18 protein-coding genes are annotated in these 26,741 nt (G+C 40.2%); 8 read left to right on the forward strand and 10 right to left on the reverse strand.

Annotation, left to right across the window (positions count from 1 at the left end):
• The first annotated feature begins 41 nt into the window (after nt 1-41).
• Nucleotides 42-2,177, forward strand: coding sequence for an ATP-dependent DNA helicase RecG (recG, locus tag HUU81_RS15025; RefSeq protein WP_199609729.1), 2,136 nt, complete (start codon nt 42-44; stop codon nt 2,175-2,177).
• An 88-nt stretch (nt 2,178-2,265) separates the two neighbouring features.
• Entirely contained in the window at nt 2,266-3,573 is a 1,308-nt protein-coding gene (locus HUU81_RS15030; protein WP_325071745.1) for a diguanylate cyclase, read from the forward strand.
• A gap of 26 nt (nt 3,574-3,599) precedes the next feature.
• Here the strand turns inward: HUU81_RS15030 and rarD are convergent, their stop codons facing one another.
• Together rarD and HUU81_RS15040 are read right to left on the reverse strand one after the other, a co-directional pair.
• Nucleotides 3,600-4,487 (reverse strand): EamA family transporter RarD, encoded by an 888-nt coding sequence (rarD, locus tag HUU81_RS15035; RefSeq protein ID WP_199609730.1) that lies wholly within the window; start codon nt 4,485-4,487, stop codon nt 3,600-3,602.
• 183 nt (nt 4,488-4,670) lie between these two features.
• Entirely contained in the window at nt 4,671-5,123 is a 453-nt protein-coding gene (locus tag HUU81_RS15040) for a thioesterase family protein (RefSeq protein ID WP_199612095.1), read from the reverse strand.
• Between the two features lie 260 nt (nt 5,124-5,383).
• Here HUU81_RS15040 and recQ point away from each other — a divergent pair, with 260 nt between their 5' ends.
• Nucleotides 5,384-7,231, forward strand: coding sequence for a DNA helicase RecQ (gene recQ, locus HUU81_RS15045; protein ID WP_199609731.1), 1,848 nt, complete (start codon nt 5,384-5,386; stop codon nt 7,229-7,231).
• A 2-nt stretch (nt 7,232-7,233) separates the two neighbouring features.
• Here the strand turns inward: recQ and HUU81_RS15050 are convergent, their stop codons facing one another.
• The gene (locus HUU81_RS15050) at nt 7,234-7,533 is read right to left on the reverse strand and encodes a c-type cytochrome (RefSeq protein ID WP_199609732.1); all 300 of its coding nucleotides are present in this window, start codon (nt 7,531-7,533) and stop codon (nt 7,234-7,236) included.
• Nucleotides 7,534-7,949: 416 nt separating this feature from the next.
• On the opposite strand from HUU81_RS15050, the gene HUU81_RS15055 reads away from it, so the two are divergent.
• Complete coding sequence (locus tag HUU81_RS15055; protein ID WP_199609733.1) at nt 7,950-9,404, forward strand: protein adenylyltransferase SelO; 1,455 nt, start codon at nt 7,950-7,952, stop codon at nt 9,402-9,404.
• Between the two features lie 41 nt (nt 9,405-9,445).
• Complete coding sequence (locus tag HUU81_RS15060; RefSeq protein WP_199609734.1) at nt 9,446-9,754, forward strand: DUF3630 family protein; 309 nt, start codon at nt 9,446-9,448, stop codon at nt 9,752-9,754.
• A gap of 20 nt (nt 9,755-9,774) precedes the next feature.
• Here HUU81_RS15060 and HUU81_RS15065 read toward each other — a convergent pair whose 3' ends face one another.
• Both HUU81_RS15065 and HUU81_RS15070 read right to left on the reverse strand, forming a co-directional pair.
• Entirely contained in the window at nt 9,775-10,743 is a 969-nt protein-coding gene (locus HUU81_RS15065; RefSeq protein ID WP_199609735.1) for a hypothetical protein, read from the reverse strand.
• Nucleotides 10,740-11,612 carry a PhnD/SsuA/transferrin family substrate-binding protein gene (locus HUU81_RS15070; protein ID WP_199609736.1) on the reverse strand — a complete coding sequence of 291 codons (873 nt, stop codon included), beginning with the start codon at nt 11,610-11,612 and terminating at the stop codon, nt 10,740-10,742. The genes HUU81_RS15065 and HUU81_RS15070 overlap by 4 nt, the downstream gene beginning before the upstream one ends.
• 243 nt (nt 11,613-11,855) lie before the next feature.
• Between HUU81_RS15070 and HUU81_RS15075 the strand changes: the two genes are divergently transcribed.
• Both HUU81_RS15075 and HUU81_RS15080 read left to right on the forward strand, forming a co-directional pair.
• A complete protein-coding gene (locus HUU81_RS15075) occupies nt 11,856-12,710 on the forward strand; it encodes a S1/P1 nuclease (RefSeq protein ID WP_199609737.1) in 855 nt (284 codons plus the stop codon).
• A gap of 79 nt (nt 12,711-12,789) precedes the next feature.
• A complete protein-coding gene (locus tag HUU81_RS15080) occupies nt 12,790-15,936 on the forward strand; it encodes a TonB-dependent receptor (RefSeq protein ID WP_199609738.1) in 3,147 nt (1,048 codons plus the stop codon).
• Nucleotides 15,937-16,001: 65 nt separating this feature from the next.
• On the opposite strand, the gene HUU81_RS15085 is transcribed toward HUU81_RS15080, so the two are convergent.
• On the reverse strand, nt 16,002-17,003 hold the full coding sequence (locus HUU81_RS15085; protein ID WP_199609739.1) for a GlxA family transcriptional regulator: 1,002 nt from the start codon (nt 17,001-17,003) through the stop codon (nt 16,002-16,004).
• Nucleotides 17,004-17,101: 98 nt separating this feature from the next.
• On the opposite strand from HUU81_RS15085, the gene HUU81_RS15090 reads away from it, so the two are divergent.
• A complete protein-coding gene (locus HUU81_RS15090) occupies nt 17,102-18,958 on the forward strand; it encodes a beta-ketoacyl synthase (protein ID WP_199609740.1) in 1,857 nt (618 codons plus the stop codon).
• A gap of 90 nt (nt 18,959-19,048) precedes the next feature.
• Here HUU81_RS15090 and HUU81_RS15095 read toward each other — a convergent pair whose 3' ends face one another.
• From HUU81_RS15095 to HUU81_RS15110, 4 genes are all read right to left on the reverse strand, one after another.
• Nucleotides 19,049-19,495 carry a GFA family protein gene (locus HUU81_RS15095; protein ID WP_199609741.1) on the reverse strand — a complete coding sequence of 149 codons (447 nt, stop codon included), beginning with the start codon at nt 19,493-19,495 and terminating at the stop codon, nt 19,049-19,051.
• A 25-nt stretch (nt 19,496-19,520) separates the two neighbouring features.
• On the reverse strand, nt 19,521-20,747 hold the full coding sequence (locus HUU81_RS15100; RefSeq protein ID WP_233520522.1) for an MJ1255/VC2487 family glycosyltransferase: 1,227 nt from the start codon (nt 20,745-20,747) through the stop codon (nt 19,521-19,523).
• Between the two features lie 32 nt (nt 20,748-20,779).
• Nucleotides 20,780-21,301 (reverse strand): phosphatase PAP2 family protein, encoded by a 522-nt coding sequence (locus HUU81_RS15105; protein WP_233520523.1) that lies wholly within the window; start codon nt 21,299-21,301, stop codon nt 20,780-20,782.
• Between the two features lie 140 nt (nt 21,302-21,441).
• Nucleotides 21,442-26,097, reverse strand: a complete 4,656-nt coding sequence (locus HUU81_RS15110) for a hypothetical protein (protein ID WP_199609742.1) — start codon at nt 26,095-26,097, stop codon at nt 21,442-21,444.
• Nucleotides 26,098-26,741: the final 644 nt, after the last annotated feature.

A 26,741-nucleotide genomic window follows, 5' to 3' on the forward strand; every position in this document is an offset into this window, starting at 1 on the left:
CGTAAGACTTATTTAGCGTAATACATTAATGTTTGAACACTATGAATGAAGTAGCATCAACCCCACGCGTTGCCCCTTCACGCCTTGCCGCCATTCCTATTACTCAGTTAAAAGGCGTTGGCCCCAAAATGGCTGAGCGTTTGCGTAAAATAGGGATTGAGCACGTGCAGGACATGCTATTTCATTTACCGTTGCGCTACGAAGACCGCACACAAACCTGTGATATTGCAAAGTTACTGCCCGGATTACATGTCGCGGTTTGTGGTGAAATAGAAAGTTGTCAGGTTACGCAGGGTCGTCGCCGAACCATGCTGGTTACCATTAAAGACGACACAGGTTATATGCAGCTACGTTTCTTTCACTTTTCTGCTGCACAAAAAAATAGCTTATCGCTAGGTAAAACCATTAAATGCTTTGGCGAAATTAAACGAGGACAACGCGGATATGAAATTATTCATCCGGAGTATTCGTTTATTGGCGCTTCCTCTAAGTCAGATAACGCTTCAACTGAAGAATCACTCACTCCGGTTTATCCGACCACTGATGGCCTTAAACAAGCATCACTTCGAAACCTAACCGATGAAGCACTGCATTATTTGCAACAAGGCATGCTGGTTGAGTTATTACCTGATGGACTCTATGACAAACAACTCAGTATCACCGATGCCTTACGCTTTATCCATCGACCACCGCCAAATGCAAATGTACAAGCGTTAGAGCAAGGACTTCATCCTGCACAGCAGCGGTTAATTTTAGAAGAGCTACTCGCCCAAAACCTAAGTATGCTGCAACTGCGAAGTCAAACCACTCAATTTCAAGCAGTATCGCTAACAATAAACACTAAGCTTGAACAACAGTTTTTAGCACAACTTTCATTTACCCCAACCGATGCACAATGCCGTGTTGTAAAAGAAATTCATAACGATTTGCGCTCGCCTCATCCTATGATGCGACTGGTGCAGGGCGATGTGGGCTCTGGAAAAACACTGGTTGCAGCCCTAGCTGCATTAACCGCCATCGGACAAGGCTACCAAGTTGCATTAATGGCCCCAACGGAATTACTGGCAGAGCAACATGCTAATAACTTTAAACAATGGTTAGCACCACTAAACGTTAGCGTTGCATGGCTAGCCGGTAAGACCAAAGGAAAAGTACGCGAGCAAACCCTCCAAGACATGGCCAGTGGTGATGCACAAATGATTGTCGGCACCCATGCATTGTTTCAAGAGTCCGTTATTTTTAAGAACTTAGCGCTCATTATTATTGATGAGCAACATCGTTTTGGTGTGCATCAACGCCTTGCATTACGTGAAAAAGGCAAAACTGATATAAGCCAAGGCACTAGCGCACATTTCCCTCACCAACTGGTGATGACCGCCACCCCCATACCGCGCACCCTTGCTATGACAGCCTATGCCGACTTAGATACATCAATTATTGATGAGTTACCACCCGGGCGCACACCTATCACCACAGTTGCGGTGCCAGACAATCGCCGCCAACAAATTATTGAGCGTGTGAAACAGTGTTGTTTAACAGAGAGTCGACAAGCATATTGGGTATGCACCCTCATTGAAGAGTCAGACGTTTTACAGTGCCAAGCAGCAGAAGATACTGCACAAAGCTTACAAACAGCGTTACCAGAGCTTAAAATCGGATTAGTGCATGGACGTATGAAAGCTGCAGAAAAGCAAGCCATCATGGCAGACTTTAAAGCTGGAAAGCTACACCTATTGGTGGCTACCACGGTAATTGAGGTAGGGGTCGATGTACCAAACGCGAGCTTAATGATTATTGAAAATCCAGAGCGTCTTGGCTTAGCTCAGCTGCACCAACTACGAGGACGAGTAGGCAGGGGGTCAGTTGCCTCTCATTGTGTTTTACTTTATCAAGCCCCTTTAACAGTGACTGCACAAAAACGTTTAGGCGTATTACGCGATAGTAACGATGGCTTTGTAATTGCGCAGCGCGATTTAGAGATTCGGGGCCCCGGAGAAGTATTAGGCACCCGACAAACGGGCTTAGCACAATTACGCATTGCAGATTTACAGCGAGATGGCCACTTATTACCTCAAGTAAAAAAACTGGCGCATCATTTGTGGCAACATTATCCAGACAACGCCAAATGGATTATGCAACGCTGGATTGCCAACCGTACTCATTACAGTAATGCATAGCGCTATTTTCATTCGTAAGTAGATATTATTCAAGGTATTCACATTCAGCAAACTCACCGAAATTGAGCTATGCTTTTTATCATTCTGATTGTCGAATACGAACCATTTTATCAACACTATGGATGCTAAACGCGTTTTAATTATTGAAGACAGTGTCGCTATTGCTAAGATTCAAAAACATATTTGTAAATTATGTGGATTTGAAGCCGACATAGCGATTAGCCTTCAAGAAGCTCGGCAGCTTTATGAAAAAGCAGACATCCCCTATTTTGTTGCTATCGTAGACTACGCCCTACCCGATGCCAATAATGGTGAGGCCATCGACTTTACCATTGAAAAACACATACCCAGCATCGTGATGACAGGTATGTTATCCAATGAAATTCGTGATGATATTTTAAAACGTCCTGTTGTTGATTACATTCCAAAAGAAAACCGACAAGTTTACGACTATTTAAAACATTTGTTGACACAACTGCCTGAAAATCAACACATAAAAGTATTAGTGGTCGATGACTCGCTTCCTGCGCGTATGCACATAGTACGTTTATTAGAGCGCCAGTATTTTCAAGTACTTCAAGCTGAAAATGGTGAAGATGCATTAATAGCGTTAAGCCAACACCCTGATATCTCGGTGGTGATCACAGATCAGGAAATGCCTAAGTTAAGTGGCATAGAATTAACCAGAGAAATACGTCAAAAATATTCTATTGAAAGAATGGTGATCATTGGCGTATCTGGCGCAGATAATAACTCGCTATCAGCTCGTTTTATTAAAAATGGTGCAAACGATTATTTGCGCAAACCGTTTTGTGCTGAAGAGTTTTATTGCCGTATTTTTCAAAACATCACCTATATCAAAAATATTCGCACTATTAGACGACAAGCCAATTATGATTATTTAACAGACTTACCTAATCGGCGGTACTTTTTTACGAAAGCTGAAAAATTTATGAAAAATACTCAGCTGAACACCGTATGCACTGCCATTATGGATATCGATCACTTTAAGGCGGTGAACGACACATTTGGGCATGATGCAGGCGATGAGGCTCTAAAGCATGTAGCTAATATTTTAGCTAGCCATTTTGATAAGGAGTTCATTGCTCGGTTTGGCGGAGAGGAGTTTTGCGTTTGTTTTAAACAAGATCAAATGGAACAAGCACATTCACGCTTAGACACATTTCGCACAGACATCGCGAACAGCCAAATACGCCACCAAAAAGATCAGATTTGTTTAACTATCAGCATTGGCTTAATCAGTAGTCGCAATAAGAATATTAACCTGCTGATTTCAGAAGCAGACAAGTGCCTCTATCAAGCGAAAGAGGCAGGCCGTAATCAAGTGGTCGCCCTTGCCATCGATGATAACAACGACGATCAGGGAGAAGACTAACTCCATAGCGCAGCAATGATGAACTGCTATTTTCGCTTCAATTTAAAGTAAGCATCCAAACTATATACAATTAAGCCAAACCAAATAAAGCCAAACGACACCCAGCGATCTTGCCCTACTACTTCACCATACACAAACACACCTAAAATAAACATTAAGCTAGGTCCAATATATTGGAAAAAGCCCATGGTTGAGTATTGCAAACGTCTTGCCCCACCAATAAAACACAGCAACGGTGCGGTGGTAACAATCCCCGTTGCAATTAGCAGCCCGTTCACAATCCAGTTATTTTGAGTGATATCAGACGTGTTACTATCGATGTAACCCCACCAATAAAATAACGCTAATGGAAGTAAGAATAGAGATTCAAATAATAGCCCTGTAACAGCATCAACAGACACTTTTTTACGCAGTAATCCATAAATGGCAAACGAACCCGCTAATGCAAATGAAATAACAGGAAATGATCCAAAAGAAACTAGCTGAATCACAACACCACTAAACGCACTAAATACCGCAAACTTTTGCCAGCCATTTAAACGCTCCCCAAGGAACATCATCCCCAATAATACGTTTAATAAGGGGTTAATATAATAACCTAAGCTTGCATCTAACATATGCTCATTATTAACGGCCCAAATGAACATTCCCCAGTTAAAGCCAAGCAAACAAGCGCTTAGTGCCAATACCGCCAATTGTTTTGGCTGCCTTAACATAACTTGAACTTTAGACCAATGTTTAGCAACTAGCATAAACACTACTAACAGTGCACTTGACCAAACAACGCGATGCACCAAAATTTCTATTGCATCAATACTATCAATTAGCTTGAAATAGATTGGCGCCAATCCCCACATCACATATGCTGCAATGGCAAATATCGCACCCTTTTTTTGTTCCGCACTAATCGACATCAAGGCTCTCTTTATTAAATACTGTTAATACATTAGGTAATTAAACTGGCTTTCAGCCTAACTATTGAGGCCGCGATTTTAGTGCCTAACCTTGTCACACTCAAGTTAAAAAAACTAATCGCTAATTAATGTTTCACCTCAGGTAAACGCGGCATTCGTTTTGTATATTTTTCTGAATTAACATTAGCCTAAAATATAAGTCCCCGTACCAAAAGCGATATGCTTTCCGTCACTGTTGTGCAACTCCATTCTACACACTGCCACTTTGCTTCCGCTACGAATGACTTTCGCCGTTGCAATAAACTTGTCTCCTTTACCGGGCCTTAAATAGTCAGTGCGTAAATCGATTGTACCCATATTGGTTAGTCGATTAGCGATATATTCAGGTGATGATGACTCAAATTTTTCAATTTCATTTGCCACTGCCACGAGTCCACCAACCGTATCCAGAACGGCCGCGGTTACACCACCGTGTAAGATTTTCTTTAATGGATTACCGATAAAATTATCTTGCCAGTCGAAGTGAATTTCGGCATAACTGGCATTTACATCAACTACGTTAAAGCCCAGCATTTGGTTAAATGGCATTGCGTTAAATAACTTGGCAGCGGTTTCACACAATTGCTTTTGGTTTATATTGTCCATATTTTTACTCTATGCTTTTTATTATTTAGGCTAACTGTAGCAGGTTAATCATAAAAATAGTGTATTAACTCTATTTAACTTGAGCTCGAAATAATGAATGCTGCAAATAACTAAGAAGTTCAAAAATAGCCGTTTGGTGCGGCTTTGCTTATCCCTAGCTCAGGTTAGTTAATGTCAATTGTGGTCAACCGCTAAAATTCAAGCTTTTACTAACGACAAATAAACCTAACTCATTTAGAATAGCGCTCATTATGAATGTATCCAATGTATCGCAGCCTGTAGACGCTTCGTCTACCCCTTCATCGTCAATTGAACAAGCACAAACTATACTAAAGTCGGTGTTTGGTTATGATGCTTTTCGTCCAGGCCAAGATCTTGTTATCGCTGCTGCATTACAAAATAAAGATAGTGTAGTGTTAATGCCTACCGGCGGTGGAAAGTCTTTGTGCTATCAAGTGCCTGCATTGATTTTTTCAGGAGTAACTGTGGTCGTTTCTCCGCTTATTTCATTAATGAAAGATCAAGTAGACGCATTGCTCGCTAGTGGTGTAAACGCTGCCTATATTAATAGCAGTTTGAGTTATGAGCGTATTAACGACATTTTCAACCAATTGCATAATGGACAAATAAAGCTGCTATACGTTGCACCCGAGCGTTTACTTAGCAACGCATTTATACAGCGTTTGCACCAGCTGCCGATTAGCCTGTTTGCTATTGATGAGGCGCACTGTGTATCCCATTGGGGACACGACTTCCGCCCAGACTATGCTAAATTAGGCGTGCTAAAGCACTACTTTCCAACCATTCCAGTCATGGCATTAACGGCAACAGCCGATCGCGCCACCCGTTCAGACATTCAGCAACAGCTCAATTTAGCTAACCCAGAAGTGTATATAGGTAGCTTTGATCGACCCAATATACGCTATATGTTGGAAGAAAAGTTTAAGCCTGTTACCCAAATTATTCGTTATCTAAAGGCGCAAGATAGCCAAGCAGGCATTATTTATTGTTCTAGTCGACGTAGAGTTGACGAGCTAACTGATACGTTAACATCGCAAGGATTCAACGCTGCTGGATACCACGCGGGAAAAGACGAAGCGGAACGTCAGTCGGTACAAGAAGCATTCAGTAAAGATGATATTCAAATAATCGTTGCTACGGTTGCCTTTGGTATGGGCATTAATAAACTCAATATACGATTTGTTATTCATTACGATATTCCCAAAAATATTGAATCGTATTATCAGGAAACTGGCCGAGCAGGACGTGATGGCTTAGCATCAGAAGCCTTACTGTTATTTGATCCTGCCGACATTCCTCGTGTTAAGCGCTTATTTGATAGCATCCCTGATGAACATCGTCAGCGTGTAGAAGTGCAACGATTTAATGCAATGGCGTCGTTTGCCGAAACGCAAACCTGTCGCCGCATCGTATTACTTAACTACTTCGCCGAGCCTAATTTAACTCAATGTAATAACTGCGATATCTGTTTAGATCCTCCCAAGTCATTTGACGGCACACTCGACGCGCAAAAAGCATTGTCTTGTGTATATCGGTTAGGCCAAAGTTTTGGTTTAGGTTACTGTATTGAAGTGTTACGAGGCTCTAATAATGCACGCATTAAAGAATATGGCCACGAAGCACTTTCTACCTACGGCTTAGGGAAACATGAGTCCCATGAGTATTGGTTATCAATTTTCAGGCAGTTAATTCATTACGGCTTGCTTTACCAAGATATCACTCAAAGCTCGGTACTAAAATTAACGGAAGCGGCACGCCCCATTCTGCGCAGCGAACATACATTGCACTTAGCAGTACCACGACTTAACGCCTCTGCAAGCTACAAAGTAAAAGATAAGCTGAGCAAGCTAAGTTATGACAAAAAACTATTCGCTATATTAAGGCAAGTACGCAAAGCAATTGCTGACGAGGCTGAAGTGCCACCATACGTTGTGTTCAGTGACGCTACGTTGGCGCAGATAGCGTCAGATATGCCAACGTCGGAACACGCGTTTTTACAAATAAGTGGTGTTGGGTACACCAAATTAGAAAAATATGGTGCCCCGTTTATCACCGCAGTAAAGCGTTATTTGGATTAGGCTTATTTGCAATCTAAGCTGGCAAAATAAGCGGCTAAGTTATCAATATCTGCATCGCTGAGCGTCTTTGCCATAGGTGCCATTATTGGATTATTACGCTGCCCATCTCGAAATGCTTTCATTTGAGAAACTAGGTATTGTTCTTTTTGCCCTGCAAGATTAGGATACATTGGAATTGCACTAATTCCTTTTGCGCCGTGACAGGCAGCACAGGTTGCAGCTTTAGCTTTACCTGCAGCAGCATCGCCTGCACTCACTGAAGCTGACACCATTAACATGCTTGCTAGCAATAGTCTTTTCATAATAACCTCTTCTATAAATGTGCTTGTAAACTCAATCACTTAATCAAAATGACATAAAAAATAGAGTAGACTAAAAAATATTACGGTAATATTTGTTTCTAAGTTCAGTTTTAGCCATCACCTCTCCTAAATAATTCATATGCATAAACGATTTAGCCATTAACATTTGTTTTTTATAATTTTATTAAAACGCTTAAAAGTATAGTAGCAAAGCTGAGCTCTGGATAATGGATATAACAACTTATTGTAAAACATACATTTAATACAAATATAAGACAGTGCTACACCATTTCGTAAATCAAGAACTCCAACTGGCATAAGGTAATATAAGCTATTATCAAACTAAAACCTTGATTGAGGACAATAAGCACCTGCTTTATACTAAGAATATTCTCTTTTCAAAATTAGATTAGCCCTTGAACGACCAATCATTTTCGCTAGATTTAACCCACTCATACTTTGATCAATTATCAACTTTCTATTCTGTTGTCTCGCCTAAACCTTTAGTAAATCCTAAGATGGTGATTTACAGTAAAGATGTAGCCAGCTTACTTAACATTCCCACTGCGTTATTGGCACAGGAAGACGCTGCACACTATTTTTCTTTTAATAAAAAACTGCCTAACAGCCAGCCTATCGCGCAAAAATATGCCGGCCATCAGTTTGGGTCTTATAACCCTGAACTTGGTGACGGTAGAGGACTATTAATTGGTGAAGTGAGCCATAATAATCGACATTGGGATTTACATATTAAAGGTGCGGGAAGAACGCCCTATTCACGCTTTGGTGATGGCAGAGCCGTGCTACGTTCAAGTATTCGAGAATTTCTTGCCAGCGAAGCATTACATTATTTAGGTATTCCAAGCTCAAGAGCGCTATGTTTAGTTGCATCTGATGAAGCCGTGCAACGCGAAAGTATAGAAACAGCAGCCATGTTAACCCGAGTTTGCCAAAGCCATTTACGTTTTGGGCATTTCGAAAATTATTTCTATTTACAGCAACACGATAAGCTTAAGCAACTGCTTGATTATACTATAGCGCGCCATTTTCCAGCGTGTTTAACTGAACGCTCACCATATCAGGCCTTTTTTGCTCATGTGGTTCACAGTACTGCTGAACTCATCGCTAAGTGGCAGGCCTTTGGATTTGCGCATGGGGTGATGAATACCGACAATATGTCGATTCATGGTATCACTTTTGACTATGGCCCTTATGGTTTTATGGAGCAATACGATCCCGCTTATATATGTAATCATTCTGACCACACAGGGCGTTATGCGTTTGAAGAGCAACCAAGTATTGGGCTGTGGAACTTAAATGCACTTGGCCATGCATTATCGCCTTTCATTGCTAAAGATGAGATAGCAGAAACACTTGCTGATTATGAGCCGATATTAGTGAGTCACTATTTATCATTAATGGCAAATAAACTAGGCTTAGATGAATGGCGACAGTCAGACGGTGCGCTGTTAAAACAGCTCTTAGATTTAATGCTACAATCCAAATTAGATTACACTTGGTTTTTTAGGCAGTTTTCGCATCTCAATATGGAGGATGAATGCCCTACTCTTGCCGATGAATTTGTTGACCGAGAAGCATTCTATAGCTGGTTTAAACAGTATCAACATCGTGTAATATCGATAAGTAATAAGGCAAGAAAAGCGCAAATGCTAGCGGCTAATCCTAAGTATATTTTGCGTAATTATTTAGCACAAAATGCGATTGAAGCTGCTGAGCAAGGCGACTACTCGCTTATTCATCAATTACACGACGTGCTATCTCGGCCGTATGATGAACAAAATAAACATGATAAGTTAGCTCAACGCCCGCCAGACTGGGCTAAAAACATCGAAATATCTTGTAGTAGCTAAACGCAAAACCATAACGGTTAAATAAAGAAGCGAAAAGTAAAATGTTAGAACAATGCCAGTACGATCCTGAACACCAAGTCATCCTACTTACTTTTAAGCAGTTACCTTATTGGGATCAATTTGTCGCCGACGCGCAAACTTTATTGGTGGAGTTAACCGGCGAAACGCCGGTTGATGTGGCATCGGGCATGGATAAACATATTATCCACTTTCATTTCGATAACTGTTTGTTCAGCTTAAACTACGAAGAGTATAGCGGTAGCTGTTGGATAGAATTAGCCGACGAAGGACAAGAGGAAAACATCATTAATTTAACCCGCAGAATCAAAAGCTATTGCAAGCTAGACTAGGGCGTGTTGACCTTTCGAGGTTATTTACCAATGATTTCGTAAGTGCCAACGTCTAAATTTGCTAATGTAAAACTGTGGCTTTTTGAGCGCGCACCTTCTCCAATCGCCTTTGGCGGATAAAACATCGTTTTAATTTCAGGCATGTCTGCGAATAATTCATCTAGCCCTGCACGGATCTCACTTAGCACCTTATCTAAGTTACTATTAAAGTCAGGCCGTTTACGAATGGTGTGGCCTAACTCAATAAGTCTATAAAAGTACTTATTTGACAGTTCAATTAATTCTTGAGGTAAATCTTTATTAGGATTTAATGCGTTGTCAGGATATTTACCACTAAACTCGAGTAAGGCAGCATAAAAGCAAAAGGGCTTATTACTCATGTTAACGTTTTGCCCAGTAACATTATTAATAATTTGGCGCTGTGCTAAGTCTATCGTCATCCATACAGTAACAACAGGTTCTTTGCTGGCTTTAACGTCGTTATACACTCGCCATCCTTGAATATGCACTTTAGTTAAATCTAGTAGCAATAAGGCAACAAAAATAGCTAAATAACTCACCCTACCTAATATTGATACATCATTTACTGTGGCAATTAACCACAATGTTTGCTGCGGGGCTGCTAATGGAACGACAATCGTCTTTGCATTTTCATCTGTTTTATATAAATTGAAATAGTCACTGTTATTGACGATGGCGCTTACAAACACATTTGCGTTTTGAGCAGCTAGCTGTTCGTTTAATCCATTAATATAATTAGCTAAACGTTGTGAATTACCACTAATTTGAGTAAGTGGATTCGCGATATGCAAATATGGCAAATCTAAAGCAACACGGGTAGAAATATTAGTTACTTGCATATCGATATTGCGCTGTAGCTGAAAGTGATGGCCAATACTAAACAATAATTGAAAAACACAGTAATACGCAAAGAATATGGCCGTGTATTGTAGTACTTTCGCTTTATTAAGTGCGACAGAGAATATCATTCGACCGCCTTACAATTGCGACTATTTGTTGCGTAAATACGGTTAAAGTAACTCGATGATTGTTGGCTTGAAGAATCAATTAAAATCTTCTGGCTGGCACAGTATAGATCTGTATTTTCAGCGTCCATCCGCATATACCATCTACTACCACTAACTTGCTCACTGATCTCAACTTTATAGTTATCTGAAAAGCGGTCATTATCATCTTCTTTCCAATACGATGAAATAATATCCACCTCACCTTGCAGCAGCATTTCACGCAAACGGGTATGTGAGTTTGCATATATAATAGTTAAATCGTTAACTGACAAACCAAGCTTTTGAAATAAATGTTTTGGCACGATATGGCCTGAACGACTTGTCGGGTAATCAACCAAACCAATCTTTTTTCCCCATAAATATTGTTTCGTTAGTTGGGGCTTTTCTCTTAATGAAATTAAATAGGCTTTATAATCTGGATAAACTGCCACATCTACATACCCATGAGTAGCCTCAGCCTGCAATGCCAACATAATGTTCGTTCTAACAAGCGACAGATTTGCCACGCCTTTTCCAACAAACTGAATTAAGTTAGCCTCACCGCCTCCCCAGTAAGCAATCACTTTACCAAATTGCTTTTCAATAATTGAATGTTGGCAAAACTCATCCAGCACCATCTCTGCCACGTTTTGTGTCGGCACATAAATAATAAAGCGCTCTGTGTTTGACTGATTGTTAGTGTCACACACACGGTATTCTTTGAAAACGGGTACGAGATTTATTGGCTCAATGGCCACCTCTTTTTTCCCCATTAAATAGAACAAAATTGCGCTAATAATCAAAACACCAACTAAAATGGGCTTTGGAACAAATATGGTCGGATTCAACAAAATTTACAGTTTTCTCTTAATGATTGAAGCTACATTGTAACTATTACTTTTACTTAATGCATTAGGTAAAATTACTTATTAAACTTAAGCTATTGTTTTTTATGTTTTTTTATTTAGCAAAAATGAATAAAAATGATTCCTTTATTTTTCATAAAAATGAAATATAATTCTGCCAAATTTGTCACCCGTTTTAATCTGTAAAAATACAAAATTAAACGCACTAAGAGGTTGCAACATTTGACTATGAAAACAACTGTAAAAAGCAAACTTACAAATCAATTTAAGCAGTGGTTCAGTATTGCTTTGATTGCTTTTTCAACAATGGCTACAAGCAACGCTTTCGCATGGGGGCAAAATGGCCACCGTATAGTTGGTAAAATAGCAGATGAGCAATTAACTGCAACAACTAGAGCGGCATTACAAGAATTACTCGCTGGCGATAAGTTAGCAGAAGTGACGACTTGGGCTGACGAAATGCGTTCTTCTCCAGAAGAGTTTTGGCGTAAAAAGTCGAGCAAATGGCATTATATTAGTCTTGATAAATTAGAAGACTTTAATCCTCACGACTACCACGATAAAGCCACCAATATTTATACCGCAATGCGCAAAAGCATTGATGTGTTAAAAGATCCAAAAGCATCTAACAAAGACAAGCAGTTCTACCTACGCTTTTTAACTCACTTAGTGGGTGACGTGCACCAACCTCTTCATGTAGGCCGGGCGGACGACCGCGGCGGCAACTCAGTTAAAGTAGAATTTTTCGGTGAACAGACAAACTTACATTCAGTATGGGATACCAAACTCGTTGAATATCAAAGTTTGTCATATACCGAATTTGCAGACTTTATTATTACTGATGACAAAAAAATCATTTCTGAATATTTAAATTCAAGTATGGAAGATTGGATTAAAGAATCATTCGATCTTCGCGAACAAGTTTACGATATCGGTGATGGCGAGTTTAAATACGGCTTTATTTATAAGAATACGCCAACCGTTAAAAAACGTTTATTACAAGCTGGCATTCGCTTAGGTGGCTTGTTAAATCAAATTTTTGACCCTAAGGCAAAGCCTTTAGTCAATGCACTAAAAAAATAACAATTATAAAAAGTTTCAAGGGCATGAATGATATTCATGCCTAAAAATTTTATTTACATAAACACTCAGGAAAAATCTGATGAAAACAATGCTAAAACGTAGCGCACTATGCTTAGCAGTAGCTGCAGCTTTAGGCTCTAGCAGTATCGCTATGGCTAGTGACACTTCTTCTGCCCTACGCGGTAAGATCTCTACACCTAGCGGTCAACCTGCGGCAAATACTAAAATCATTATCACGCACATTCCTTCTGGAACAACACGTGAACTTGAAACTAATGATTCTGGTAGCTTCATGGCGAAAGGTCTTCGCGTTGGTGGTCCTTACCAAATTACTGTTGACTCGGATACTTATAAAGATCAGCAATTTCAAGACGTTTTTTTAACGTTAGGTAAAACGAAAAAGCTCAACACTACGCTTGAAGCTCACATAGACATTGAGCGTATTGAAGTAACTGCACAAGTTCCTTCTTTCGCTTCTGCTGGCGGTAGCAGCTACTTTGGTGAAGATGCAATCAAAAACACACCAACGTTTAACCGTGATTTAAAAGAAATTGTTAGAAATAACCCTCTTGCTGTTTCAATTCCTGGTAACGACCAAGAACTTTCTGTAGCAGGTACTAACCCGCGTTATAACAGTATTACTGTTGATGGTATTGGTCAAAATGATGATTTCGGTCTAAATACGAGTGGTTATCCTACTCAGCGCTCTCCTATTTCAATTGATGCAATTGAACAGCTGTCTATTGAAACATCTCCATTCAACGCAAAAGTATCTAACTTTAGTGGCGCATTGATTAATGCAGTTACTAAATCTGGTACTAACGAGATGTTTGGTTCATTGTTCTACGAGACAATGAATGACAGCTTAGCTGGTACTGCAACATATGACGACCAAGGTATCTACAAAGAAGTTGAGCTTGATTTCGAAGAGACTACTTTCGGTGGTACTTTAGGTGGTGCATTAATTAAAGATGAGCTTTTCTTCTTTGTATCTGCTGAATCATACGAATCTCCAACAGCTGTTGAGTGGGGCCCTGCTGGTAGCAATGCGCCAAACCAAACTGATATCACAGAAAGTGATTTAACAAAAGTACAAAACATTGCCCGTGATGTTTATGGTGTTGATGCTGGCGACTGGGACTTAGCGCCATCTGAAGAAGATGAAAAGCTACTTGTTAAGTTAGACTGGAACATTAACGATTACCATCGTTCTTCATTCACTTATCAATATAATAAAGGCAACATGACGCGTAATGTTACATCTGCGCCATTTGAATTACGCCTTTCATCACATTGGTACAATAAAGAAGAAACGTTAAATAACTTCGCATTACAATTGTATTCAGATTGGACAGACGAGTTCTCAACTCAAATCGGTGCAACATTAAAGAGTGTTGAAACGGTTCAAGCAGCAAGTAATTTAGGCTTTGGTGATGTTAAAGTTGAAACTGAAAGTGGTGATGTATCTTTCGGCCCTGATCAATACCGTCACGCTAATGCACTTGAAAACGATACACTGACATTAAACTTTGACGCTGAGTACCTATTAGATGATCACTCTATTAGTTTTGGTTACCAGTTTAAGAGCTTAGAAGTATTCAACCTGTTTGTTGATGGTTCTTTAGGTGTTTGGGTATTCGAAAGTATTGAAGACTTTGAAAACCGTAAAGCATCAGATTTCAATTATAAAAATGCTTACACTAACCAAGTAAATGATGGTGCAGCTGAGTTTACTCGTAAAGAGCATGCGCTATACGTACAAGATGAGTGGGTAGCTACTGACGACCTTACTTTAACGTTTGGTATGCGTTATGAAATGCTTAACTCTAGCGACAGCCCTACTTTCAACCAAAATGCGTTAGATCGTACTGGCTATGCAAACACTGAAAACCTTGACGGCTTAGGTATTTTCTTACCTCGCTTTGGTTTTAACTATATGTTTAACGACGAATTAACACTACGTGGTGGTATTGGTCGTTACACTGGTGGACAACCAACAGTTTGGGTATCTAACGGTTACTCAAATGACGGTGTAACAATCGTTGATATGGATGAGCGCGATGCGCCATCTGTTTTAGAAGGCGTTGATATCACTTCAATTCCTCAAGCTGCACAAGATGCACTTGTTCAAGGTAACGGTAGCACAAACTTTGTTGACCCTGACTTCAACTTACCAAATGACTGGCGTGTACAGTTAGCAGCAGATTATAACTTTGAAAGTGGTTATAACTGGAGCAACGAACTTCTTTATGTGAAAAAAGAAGACGCAGCGTTTTGGGTTGATGCATCATTAAAAGACGAATTTAAAGTTGGCACAACAGCTGACGGTGGTCGTTCGTTATATAACGATCCTACTGGCAGAACGTATGACATTATGCTGACTAACGCTGAAGATTCAGGTCGTTCTATTATCTTTAGTTCTTCATTAGCTAAGAACTTCGATAATGGCTTCAACATGAACATGTCTTATACTCACCAAGACATTACTGAAGCTAACCCAGGAACAAGTTCTACAGCGAAAAGTAACTATCGTTACAACGTTGCTTTAGACCGTAACCAACCATTAGTAGGTACTGCGGCTTACGAAATTAAGCACCGTTTTGTACTTTCTGTAGGTTATGAAACTGAATTGTTCGACGGTTATAAAACCACTACGAACTTATTCTTCGAGCGTCGTTCAGGTAAGCCAATTTCTTACGTAATGGATGGAACTCGAGTAACTATCGACGGTAACCGTATCAACGACCCGTATGATTTAGTTAGCCCAGGCTTAACAGGCGACTATTTAGTGCCTTATATTCCTGTAGCGAACGATCCTAACGTGATTTACTCTAGCCCTGAAGCTGAAGCTGAAATTCTGGCTGCTGTACAGAACCTAGGTTTATCAGGTTACGCTGGCGGTTACTTACCTAAAAATGTTATTCGTACGCCTTGGACAAATACATTAGACTTTAGCTTCCAACAAGAAATCCCTGGTTTCATGGAAGATCATAAAGGTACTATTTACTTCACAATCGATAACTTATTAAACTTAATTGATAGCTCGAAAGGTAAAGTATTTACTTCACAGTACAGCAATATTCAGTTAATCGATGGTACTATCGACCCTGACACTGGTAAGTATGTATATGATGGTTTAGGTACTGATAATGTAGCTAACTGGGATGAGTTCAAAGCAGAACAATCTACTTGGCGCTTAAAAGTGGGTGTTAGATACAGATTCTAATATCAGCTATTTAGCCTAGCTATTTGAAAAACCTGCCTTTTGGCAGGTTTTTTTATATCTGTTATTTAACCTTCGTCATATTCTTGCTGCGCAATAAACAGCTTATCTCGCACCATTTTTCGGTATTGCTTAGGAGAAATACTAACCAGTTTTTTGAATAGCCTTGAAAAGTAAGCGGCGTCTAAAAAGCCGGTGTGTTCTGCGATGGCTTCGATGGTGAGGTTAGTGGCACGCAATAATTCTCGTGCTTTTTGCATTTTCACTTCTCTAAGCCAGTTAAGTGGTGTCATCCCTGTCGATTGCTTAAAACGCCTGCTAAATGTGCGCTCAGACATGCCTACCTGTTCGCTCCAGCGCTTTTGCGAAAAATCTTCATTCCAACATGACATCGCCCACTCTTGTGCTGCGATTATTTCTTCATCATGATGCTGTAAACCACCTTTTGTAAAATAAGGCTGCTCGAAGATACGATTTATCTCGTGAGAAAAGTGACGCTCAACAATGCCTGCTATGTGCTGACCGTAACGCTCACGAATCAGATAAAGTACTAAATCCGAAAGCGAGTTAATACTCCCAGCACAGTACAAACCTTTAGCATGCGTAATAAATTGATGGGTGTTTAATTCAACGTTAGGATAAAAACGTTTAAAGTGCTCAAAGTAATACCAATGGGTAGTTGCCACTAAGCCATTGAGTAACCCTAACTCTGCCAAAAAACATACACTTGTACCCGTGGCCACAATTCTTGCGCCACCACTGTACTGTTTGCTCAGCCATTCTCTTAATTCTGGGTTACGTTTTACCCCAACCCTCGGGTTGCCCCACATCGGTGCGACTACAATTAAGTCACATTGCACGTCATCATGATAAGCATGATCTGCATATAACTTAATACCGCCATGGCCCTTTACCAGCCCTTGCTGCTGTGAAAAGGTGCAAATATTTGAAGGGTCAATTGACTGGCGGTGGCTGCGCGCAAGATCTTCAGCAGCTTGCCACATTTCTGTCGGCCCACTTACGCCAGTGACCAGCATCTGTTCAAATAAAGGAAAAGCAATCGTCAACATGGCTGAATTGTCATAGATTAAGGCTGAAATGTCCAGTGCGGCTTGCCTGTTTCTCCTCTACACTGCTCTTCATAAAAAAGATATGGAGTTATTTTTCAATGAACAAGTTACCTGTCATCGTGTCTATGGGTGGTATTAATGCCGCTGGCCGAACCTCTTTTCATCATGCTTACCGCCGCTTAGTTAACGAGGTATTAGACGATGAAACGATGCAATCTACTTGGCAAGATTTAGCACGACTGATGAAGCTTGAACAAACTGAATTAACTCAAGAGACTATTCAAAAAATTAAAGACGGTACGCTTATTCGTCGTATAGAGTCTCAACACTTCGACCCTGCTAATGTTTACTATCAACGATCTGCATCGTTACATCATGAGAACGGTTTCGAATTCAGCTTGAAAAAACGCCAACTTCCCGAAGTTATTCCAACCGAATGGCAAATCACTGAGTTAGATGATGGAATGGTGTCAGTGAACTGCCCAGAACACGTAGATGTGTTATTGCCAGGACATTACAAAATGGAAGTTTCAAGTGCAGGACAGCTACCTAGCGGCTTTGATCCAAGTCAGTATTACCATTCTAAATATCATCCGCGTGGACTGACCATGACCGTGTTTGGCGCGTCAGATGCGCTACAAAGCATGGGGATTGAGTGGGATACCGTCATGGATAACATTAATCCAGACTTAGTCTCTGTTTATGCTGGCACAGCTGTATTCCAAGCAGATGAATATGGTGCTGGTGGTTTATATCAAAATCCGCTTAATGGTAGCCGTATTAGCTCGAAAATGATGCCGCTCTCACTGCCGGAAATGGCTGCAGATTTTATCAACAGCTACATTGTAAATAGCGTTGGTAACACGGGAACTAATGTTGGTGCATGTGCCACATTTTTATATAACCTACGCCAAGGTGTAAACGACATACAAAGTGGCCGCGCTCGCGTTGCTATAGTTGGTAGTTCAGAAGCGCCTGTCGTGCCTGAGATTATGGAAGGCTTTTCAGTCATGGGCGCATTAGCCACTGATAAAAACTTGAATAAGCTAGATGGCACTGACAATGTGAATAATCGTCGTGCATGTCGCCCATTTTCAGATAACGCAGGCTTTACAATGGCCGAGTCTGCACAGTTCTTTATTTTAATGGATGACGAACTGGCCGTTAAATTAGGAGCAAATATTCTTGGCTCAGTGCCTGATGTATTTGTAAATGCTGATGCAAATAAGAAGTCTATTTCAGGCCCTGGTGTGGGTAACTATATTACGATGGCAAAAGCCACAGGGTTAGCCAAACGCATTCTGGGTGAAGATGGCTTACAACGTACGTTTGTTCAAGCGCACGGTACTGGCACCCCTCAAAACCGCGTAAGTGAGTCTCACATTCTTAACCAAGTAGCTGAAACGTACGGCATTAAAAATTGGAGTGTGACTGCAATGAAAGCCTATGTCGGCCATTCATTAGGCCCGGCTGCTGCTGACCAGTTAGCACCCACATTAGGGGTATGGCAACACGGTTATATTCCTGGCATCAAAACCATTGAATATGTCGCTGATGATGTAATTCAAGATAACCTTAACATCTTAATCGATCATCATTATGTGGGTGAGAAAGGCAGTGAAATGCTTGCCGCAATTGTTAACTCGAAAGGGTTTGGCGGTAATAATGCTTCGGCACTTGTACTTTCTCCTGCACAAACCGAAACCATGCTTACGCGCAAACACGGTGAGAAAGCCATGGCAGAGTGGCAACAGAAAAATCAGCATGTATCCGCTACCGCAAAGCAATATGATGAAAAGGCAATAAATGAAGGCATTGAAGTTGTTTACCAGTTTGGCGAGCAAGTAATGACTGAGCAGGATGTCGCTATAGATAAGGAAAAACTGAGCTTAACTAAGTTTAAAAACAATATCGATTTGTCGTTCCAAGATAGTTTTTCGGCGTTTCTCGATTAGTTTGAGCTCAACTATTCAACAACTCACTAGATGTATCAAGTCGCAATGTGGCTGTGTTTAGCGCCCAGTCTCATTTATTGCGACTTTTACCTATTTGATTTTATTTGGGCGTGCTATTGCATCTTTTAGCTGTTGCAAAGAAGGCATGGAATCATAATTCTCATTTGAAGATGTAAAGTGATCCCAACCTGCTTTTGATTGCGTGCATAAATGAGCTGTTACCTTTAATGTGGTGGTATCTTCCAATGCACCAGCTGGGATCCAGTAACCGCTGCCGTCACGCATTTCATTCGGGGTTGGGCTACCGCAATATTTACAAAAGTCTGAGCGATAGCCAGAGTCTTTGATATATGAAGAGACAGCCCCTTGCCCACTCAGCCATTGAAACCCACCAGTGGTAACCAAAACACCTGAATTGCACGCAGAGCCAGTAACTTTACGGCATAAGCTACAATGGCATTGATATATATTGGTTGTTGTCGTTGTATTTTCATCTATTTCAAATGCAACTTCACCACATAGACATTGTCCACGCATGATTAGTCCTTCTCACAAGCTGTATTTATATTACTCGTTTGATGCTAAAGGAATTATTACTCTGATGGAAGGGTTGAACCGTGTCATTCGTCACCGTCTTATGAGCTGCTTGATCGGTATATTGAGCATCTTGATACCGTTGCCATAATCGATTACTTAAGTGTTCCGCTTTGTCCCAATCACCTTCTTGTAGCCAATGAACTACTTCATAAGCCACATTTGGCCAAAGCATATGGTGACGAGCCCTCTTGTTTCCGTTGAAATTCCCAGACTGTTTAGGTTGTTTCAAAGCATGTTCACGTAGCCAAGCACCAATAATCTGGCTATTAATGTTGGTTGTTGTATTAGCAACGTCTAGCCGATTCAAAGCTTCAGCATTAGATAATTGCTCTATTTGTCCTGCCAGTGGCCGTGTAAGTATAGGTAAGCCAAGATGTAAACACTCGCTAATTAGCTCAAACCCTGTATTGCAAATCACTCCACTTGCTTGTTTTAAATCTTCCTTAAAGCCATGATAACAAGCTGTCCTTAAAGCGACATTCCTGCTTGTTTGATTACTTAGCTCCGAACTATATTGCCGAAATTGATACTCAGGTAATTGATTAAGTTGTTGTGTAACCCATTTCTGATCTTCAAATGGCAAATATACAAGATAAAAAGGTTCATCTTCTGGTGATTGCTTATATATTGTTTCGTGGTTATTACACCTATTCGCTGCGGTGCTAGACAATGTGGTATCGATAATAGGTGGTAAAATGTTGTTAGCAAAGCGGTGCCAGTGTAACCCCATTGGAATATCAGCAGGTGCAAAGTACTTTAAAATCGTTTCAGCTAACAAATTGCTTCCGGCTCTGGGCGTTTGGCTTCCAAATGCGTATTGATGCCCCAACCCAAGCACACGCTTGTTGTTCAGCTTTCCTGCCCACGCCGTCACCGGCTCAAAATCCGTAATTATAAGATCATACTGACTCACATCTAGCGTGCGAACATCATGAAAAAACTGAGTCAGACTATTGTTCCACCATGTTTTAAAATAGCGAACTTGGCCTTCTTCAACCGTAAATGTTAATCCTTTTCGATACATATAGTCACCAAATACCTGCATATCGAACAGCTTTTCTGGCTCACGTCCTGAAAACAAGAATGTTACTTCAATCCCTTGATTGGCAAGCTCTTGCGCCATGACTCTACTCCGTGAAATATGGCCATTGCCTGTTGCTTGCACTCCGTATAAAATTTTCATGTAATTCATTACGCTAACTCCCCGCTATTTTGGCCTATACACTAAATCAACATTAACGCACTTAACGCAATCACACTGCCTAGTATGGCGCCAGCGATAATATCTGTGATGAAATGAACCCCCAACACCACTCTAGACACACCTACCCCACCAGCCCACAAATATAGAAAAATACTGGCATGAGGAAAAAAGTAACTTGAAATACCGGCAAACAGGAATGCTGCCATCGTATGCCCAGAGGGAAAGCTAAAATGATCGGAAGCGCAAATAATGCTATTAAAATATGGGATCACATCTGCGGGACGGCGGCGCTTTAACGTATTTTTTAGCGCAACATACAAACAGCGCTCAAATACAAATGCAAAGCCTACAGTTAGCATGTAAAGGTAAGCGTCAGCGGGCCATATTAACCAGCATAATAGAGGTATCACCACTTGCAAATAACCGTCTCCACTTCGGGATATGGCACAGGTAAACCGCATTAAGCTAGGGTATAACCTTAATTTATAACATTTACGGGTTACATTTAGATCAAAGCGATACAGATCACTGATCATGTTCATTTCATCCCCCTAAGTTATCGAGCTGTGATATCAGTAACAGGCTAGAACATCACCAAAGTTTTATAGCAGTGTAGAAATGCGGTATGACAGTAAAGTGGCAAACAGATGTCGCTTTTATGAAGGCTGAACTACCACTTTATTTAAGGTGGTGGTGACCCCTTAATGATAGAAATATTGCGCATTAAGAGTGGAATTAACCCCAGTACTGCGGTCATCAATCCAATAATGGTTTCGTACGCTTCAGTGGCTGAATATAAGATAAAGGCAAACAGTATAAAAATAGTCATAAAGATTGGAATGCGAATGTATTTCCAAGAACTGTTTTTCGCTAACTCAATCCATTCTTGTACTTCTTCATACCGTTCTGCTGAATAAATAAAGTTTTTAAATCCTCGACTACCAATGCTCCAATGCCCACGATTAACAATATAACCACGGCGAATTAAATGCTCTAATGCTTCATGATTAAGCGGATTCGCCATATGCTGATTCGCTAATTGATAAAGCAGTAAACGCTCATCTTTAGTGCAAATCTCCCAACGATAACGATACACAGCCCCTGCTTTTTCAGTAAAAAACTCCACCACTTCATCAATTGTCCAATATTTATCTAGCAATCGCTTAAACTCTGCAAGATGAGAAGGCGACTGTTCAATGTCAGCAAAACACATTTCTTCTTTATCCACATAGTCTGAAAAGTACGCATTACGTTCAGTGGCGGATAACTTAAAGCACAAATGAAAGTGTATAAATTCTCGTTCATAACGTTTTAATTCTGGCCAGCTAATACACTCTCTTTTAATCACTGAATATAAGTTAACGGGAAACTCTTCCGTTTCTGGATGTGCTGGATACCAGTCATAAAACTTTGTAAAACGGGTAAATAAATTAGACCAACGCATTACCTCACTTGCACTTGCAAACTCTGACTGAGCATTATTAGGGTAAGCATCTTGATGGGTTAAACGAAATAGAGGCGACACATCAGCTAAAATTATCACTCGTAAATTTTCTTGCTTCAGTGCAAATTCGATAAACTCTAAGGCTTTTACTCTAAACTGTGCATCAAAAGCAATTGCCCCTAAGTTTTTCATAATCAGTACTTTTTCATTTTTACTTTTCCCCCCTGCCGTAATTAACGCCAACTGATTAAGAATATGCGTTTTTAGGCGCAGCAACACATCCTCTTCTGAATGCTCCACTTGCGGCTCAGCGTTATTTAACGTGTAATCAATTGTCATATCGACAGGCTCTGTTAAAACTAATGACCCTTGCTTAATCTCGCTGCCACTTATTACTTGCTTGTTTCTTAGCTCAGACTGCAAATCCAATGGATAGGGAAAAACTAAATGATGCTTGTTATGCGCTAGCAACCAATCAATATGCGCTCGTTGCGGACGTAAAATAAGTAACTGCTTGGCACTTTCTTTTTTCAGCTGATTAAAATGAATAGCGTCATCAAAGTTAGGCAATACATGTTCAAGTACCTCTTGCCCCATAAAGCGGCTAACAAATATTCTGCGAATGACATACCATAAAAATACCAGCACCAATAAACCTACAATAACGATGAGCAGTAAATTGCTAAATACAGCTTCTAGAAAGATTAATGCGGGATAACTCGTTACCTTTATATTTAAGGTTTGATTTAAGTGGGGCTGTTGTAACAGCACATTTAGCAAAGCAGGTATAGGTAAGTCTACTCGAATTGCCTTTAATAACATGCTGTAAACAGGATAGTTTTTTGTGTAACTGTCCTCTAATGACACCTCGTTATGGTTATCATTTTGGGCTGTTTGCCACAATAACGGCAGCTGCACAACCCAGCCGACTTGATATTTGCCATCATCGGCATCTTGTCGATATTTTTCGCAAAAATTCACGCTGCCTTTTGCAAAGGTTACATCCCACAAAGGTGGTGTATGTAGTTTATAGTTGGCTTTTTCATCTCCTTTCGCACGACAAAAATATGATGAATACATTAAGATTTTTTGTGCATCTGACTTGGTGACACCAAGCGCACTATAGTAATTATTTCGTCGCGCTAATGTTGTGCCTATATCTTGTGTTAAGCGAATTGACTCGATTAATGCTGCATTTTTTATGTAAAACCCAAAAGCAGAGTGCGTTAGATAAAATGCAGGTACTGCACTGCTTATAATGAGTACGAGTCCTACATAGCGGGTATAAATATTAAAATAACTATGCTTCAGTACTTCTCTTGTGCTTGCGCCACGCTTTTGATTTTCTGGCTGTAAGCCAACAAGCACAGTTAACGACAATACAATGGCCAGTATGGTACTAATCAGCACCGTAGTACTTGAGGTGACAGACCGCTCAACAATCAGTGCGGTTAAACTCACCACAGCAAAGCCGTACATGCCCACATGCCGCAAACGCTTGCCTTTGACCAATAAGCTTCCTGCCATCCATAAATATATGAACAACCCCGCTAACCAAATAAACAACCTTAATAACAAGTTGTCGACAAAAAAAGTTACTAGTATTTGTATGCAGATAAGTAAAATGAGGCGATGATTAATGCGCGAAAGTTCATGCTGATTATTACGTAAATAAAGTAATACCGAACCCCAAGGTAATATGCTGATTGTGGCTCGTACAGCTACAATCAACAAAAATATAACCATTAAAAACAAGCTAATGGCTGACATAATTAACAATAAATTATACAGCCGGATATCTTGTTTTTTATACATAATAGCAAGCATCCATGGCATTTCATTGTGCAATTTACCAATAACCATCTGGTGCGAAACACCGCGATACATGCTGCTTAAGCTAATAGGGTGATTGCTTTTTGTCCATACTGCACTTTGTATTTCTGCTGCGTTATTCGTCGACACATAAAAGTTTTCCACTAGGCTCATCTTGGTTTCAGTGTGATATAGCACCGTACCGCTTTGCCCTTCAAAAATGGTGAAAGAAAAGTTGCGCGGTAAAATAGTATCGCGCAATGACTGCAAAACCGTGCCAGCAGAAATAATAACGCTTCGCGACAGTTCTGCCGCCTTAATATCTGTTGCTGTTTTTAGCATGGGTATCGCAAACTGGCTGGTTAAACGTCCGTCACCAACATTGAAAATACGCTCAATACTGACTTTATTTTTACAGGTGTTAGTGTGACGATTATCCACTGCGTTTACTGTTTGCTTATCCTCACCTTCTTGTGGGCTTAAGTTAAAGCCATTACAGCTTACTGCATCTTTAAAATATTGACGGAACGCCAATTTAGGCCGAGCATTTTTTAATTGGCTAGCAGCACTCCAGTACCACGGTGCCTGACAAGTTTGTCCTTGGCGATTGATAAAAAAGGCCAGCTCGACCAACGACAATGTTTCGGACTGTTTGTTTAGCAGTTCGTTGGTGGGAAAAGAGGCATACTCGGCTGCACCACAGCGGGCTAGATTGGTTCCCGCCTCTTCTTTTTCTAGCTGCACCTTGCTATAACGCTGCATTGTTGCAACGATTTCTTTTACTTCACGATCAAATGCAGCCTGTAAATTATGAAAGTTATAGTATGCTTCGCTGTTAAACTGCCGTTTAACTTGCTTATATAGTACATAATCAGCCATAGAAATTGTTGCGACGCCAACAAAAATAATCAGCCCAACACTGGCAAACCAAATATCCCCTTTACTGAATGCATAATCATGAGATACAAAGCGAATTTTAATAATTGGCACTAAACTAACCAGAATTAAAAACGACACAATCAGAATGACCGCCAAACTTGGCGAAATATATAAGCGCCCTATTGCTACATCACTACTGGGCCTAAGGCCAATTATGTAGAACGCGTCCTGCTTGTTAATGCTGCTACTGGCATATTCTATATTGGTTGGCACTTTTAGCTTATGCGGACTGACGTACATGCGATAAAGCGTCCCACCTATCGACTGCTCTATCATGGTTGAAATGCCCAGATTGATCTCTGATGAAAGCAGCTGGCCCGCTTTATCATTATTCGCTATCGCCTCTGGTGAGGCTTGTTGTTTATTGAGTGTCCCGTTTTCTAGTTGATTACTGAGCAATTCAGAAATGTTATTAAAAACAACCTTATTATGGTAATTGTTGTTTTCCGCATTAATTAACACTCGTCCAAATTTATCAGCAAATATAACTTTTGGAAAAAACGACCAATCACTTTTCAGTTGAATAATTGAATTTATTGGAATGCTCACCTTTAAAAAAGCGGTTTCTGCCTGCAATATATATTCGGTATTAGTATTTTTTCCTGAAGAGTTAGCGGTGATTGAAACAGTAGCGCTAATCTCCTCTTTCATTTCTTGTTCACTGCCGCAGGTGTAAATAAAGCTGGGATTTAACTCAAATTTTGCCTTTTCAAATAGCTCACTCTTATAATTTTTATCTAAGATTTCATTTAAAAATTGCTCATTATTTTTAATTTCTTCGCAAGTCTCAGCCCACCGCTCTTTACCTAACATAGACGACGCACTTGGGATATATTCAGCACCATTTTGCTGGTTAGGATGGTAAGTTGATTGCTGCCAGGCCGCGCTAATCAGCTCTTCATGTTGCTTAATAATTTCAGTGCGGTATTGCTTACTAAATTGCACAGCAAGCGAGCGAATTTGTGCAAAGGTGTTATCTATATCAATGCTTATTTGGCTAAGCGCACGAAAATGAAGCTGATTTTGGCTTTCTTCATTACGCTTAATTTGGAGATAATAAAAAATCGCGCCGACCACAATGGCAAGCAAAATAAAAAATAAGATAAGAAATAAACCACCATGTTTCTTTCTTTCTGATTTCACTAAGACATCCTTGTAATTGTCACCGTAAAAGATGTTATGTGTTAAGTATTAATCACAATTGTATGTTAACCCCAGTACAGCTGTACCCTAAGCATAGTACAAATGTAGCGTACAGGCATAGTTAGGCCCGCAGAGTTAACCAGAGCATTACCTAGCCAGCGCTTAAGCATTGGCCGTGCCTAAAGCAATTGGCGATGTACCTTTAAGCTAAATGGGAATTATATTGCGTAAGTTATTAGGACGTGTTTATGACTAAATATGAAGGAATATGGGGTTATGAAAGGTTATAAAAATAGAGTCGGAAGACGCCCACGTTTTTCAATTTTGTATCCCTCATAAACAGCTAAACGTAGGTCGGTTAAGCGAAGCGCCACCCGACAAAAACTAATCCAGATATGGTCTTGATATACATAAATAAAAAACCCCTCAACGCTTTTAAGGGCTTTTTTTTTGAAAAAGAGAAAATCTATATAAAATGCTTGCTCACTTTAAAAAGTTAGAGAGAGCTTCATGCAAAATCAGCCGAAAAAAAAGACTTGTTTATATAACGCGAGGATAACTCGCATCATCCGACTAATCATTATCTTAGCTACTTTACCGATCTTAACTGGATGTGTAGTACCTAGGTTGCCACTATAAGCTTG

Source organism: Flocculibacter collagenilyticus, from assembly GCF_016469335.1.
Classification (GTDB): domain Bacteria; phylum Pseudomonadota; class Gammaproteobacteria; order Enterobacterales; family Alteromonadaceae; genus Flocculibacter; species Flocculibacter collagenilyticus.

What these genes read in the sequence shown, in the direction of transcription:
- recG (WP_199609729.1), top strand. Translation starts at nt 42, where the DNA reads ATGAATGAAGTAGCATCAACCCCACGCGTTGCCCCTTCACGCCTTGCC.
- rarD (WP_199609730.1), bottom strand. Translation starts at nt 4,487, where the DNA reads ATGTCGATTAGTGCGGAACAAAAAAAGGGTGCGATATTTGCCATTGCA.
- recQ (WP_199609731.1), top strand. Translation starts at nt 5,384, where the DNA reads ATGAATGTATCCAATGTATCGCAGCCTGTAGACGCTTCGTCTACCCCT.
- HUU81_RS15050 (WP_199609732.1), bottom strand. Translation starts at nt 7,533, where the DNA reads ATGAAAAGACTATTGCTAGCAAGCATGTTAATGGTGTCAGCTTCAGTG.
- HUU81_RS15060 (WP_199609734.1), top strand. Translation starts at nt 9,446, where the DNA reads ATGTTAGAACAATGCCAGTACGATCCTGAACACCAAGTCATCCTACTT.
- HUU81_RS15065 (WP_199609735.1), bottom strand. Translation starts at nt 10,743, where the DNA reads ATGATATTCTCTGTCGCACTTAATAAAGCGAAAGTACTACAATACACG.
- HUU81_RS15075 (WP_199609737.1), top strand. Translation starts at nt 11,856, where the DNA reads ATGAAAACAACTGTAAAAAGCAAACTTACAAATCAATTTAAGCAGTGG.
- HUU81_RS15080 (WP_199609738.1), top strand. Translation starts at nt 12,790, where the DNA reads ATGAAAACAATGCTAAAACGTAGCGCACTATGCTTAGCAGTAGCTGCA.
- HUU81_RS15085 (WP_199609739.1), bottom strand. Translation starts at nt 17,003, where the DNA reads ATGTTGACGATTGCTTTTCCTTTATTTGAACAGATGCTGGTCACTGGC.
- HUU81_RS15090 (WP_199609740.1), top strand. Translation starts at nt 17,102, where the DNA reads ATGAACAAGTTACCTGTCATCGTGTCTATGGGTGGTATTAATGCCGCT.
- HUU81_RS15095 (WP_199609741.1), bottom strand. Translation starts at nt 19,495, where the DNA reads ATGCGTGGACAATGTCTATGTGGTGAAGTTGCATTTGAAATAGATGAA.
- HUU81_RS15100 (WP_233520522.1), bottom strand. Translation starts at nt 20,747, where the DNA reads ATGAATTACATGAAAATTTTATACGGAGTGCAAGCAACAGGCAATGGC.
- HUU81_RS15105 (WP_233520523.1), bottom strand. Translation starts at nt 21,301, where the DNA reads ATGAACATGATCAGTGATCTGTATCGCTTTGATCTAAATGTAACCCGT.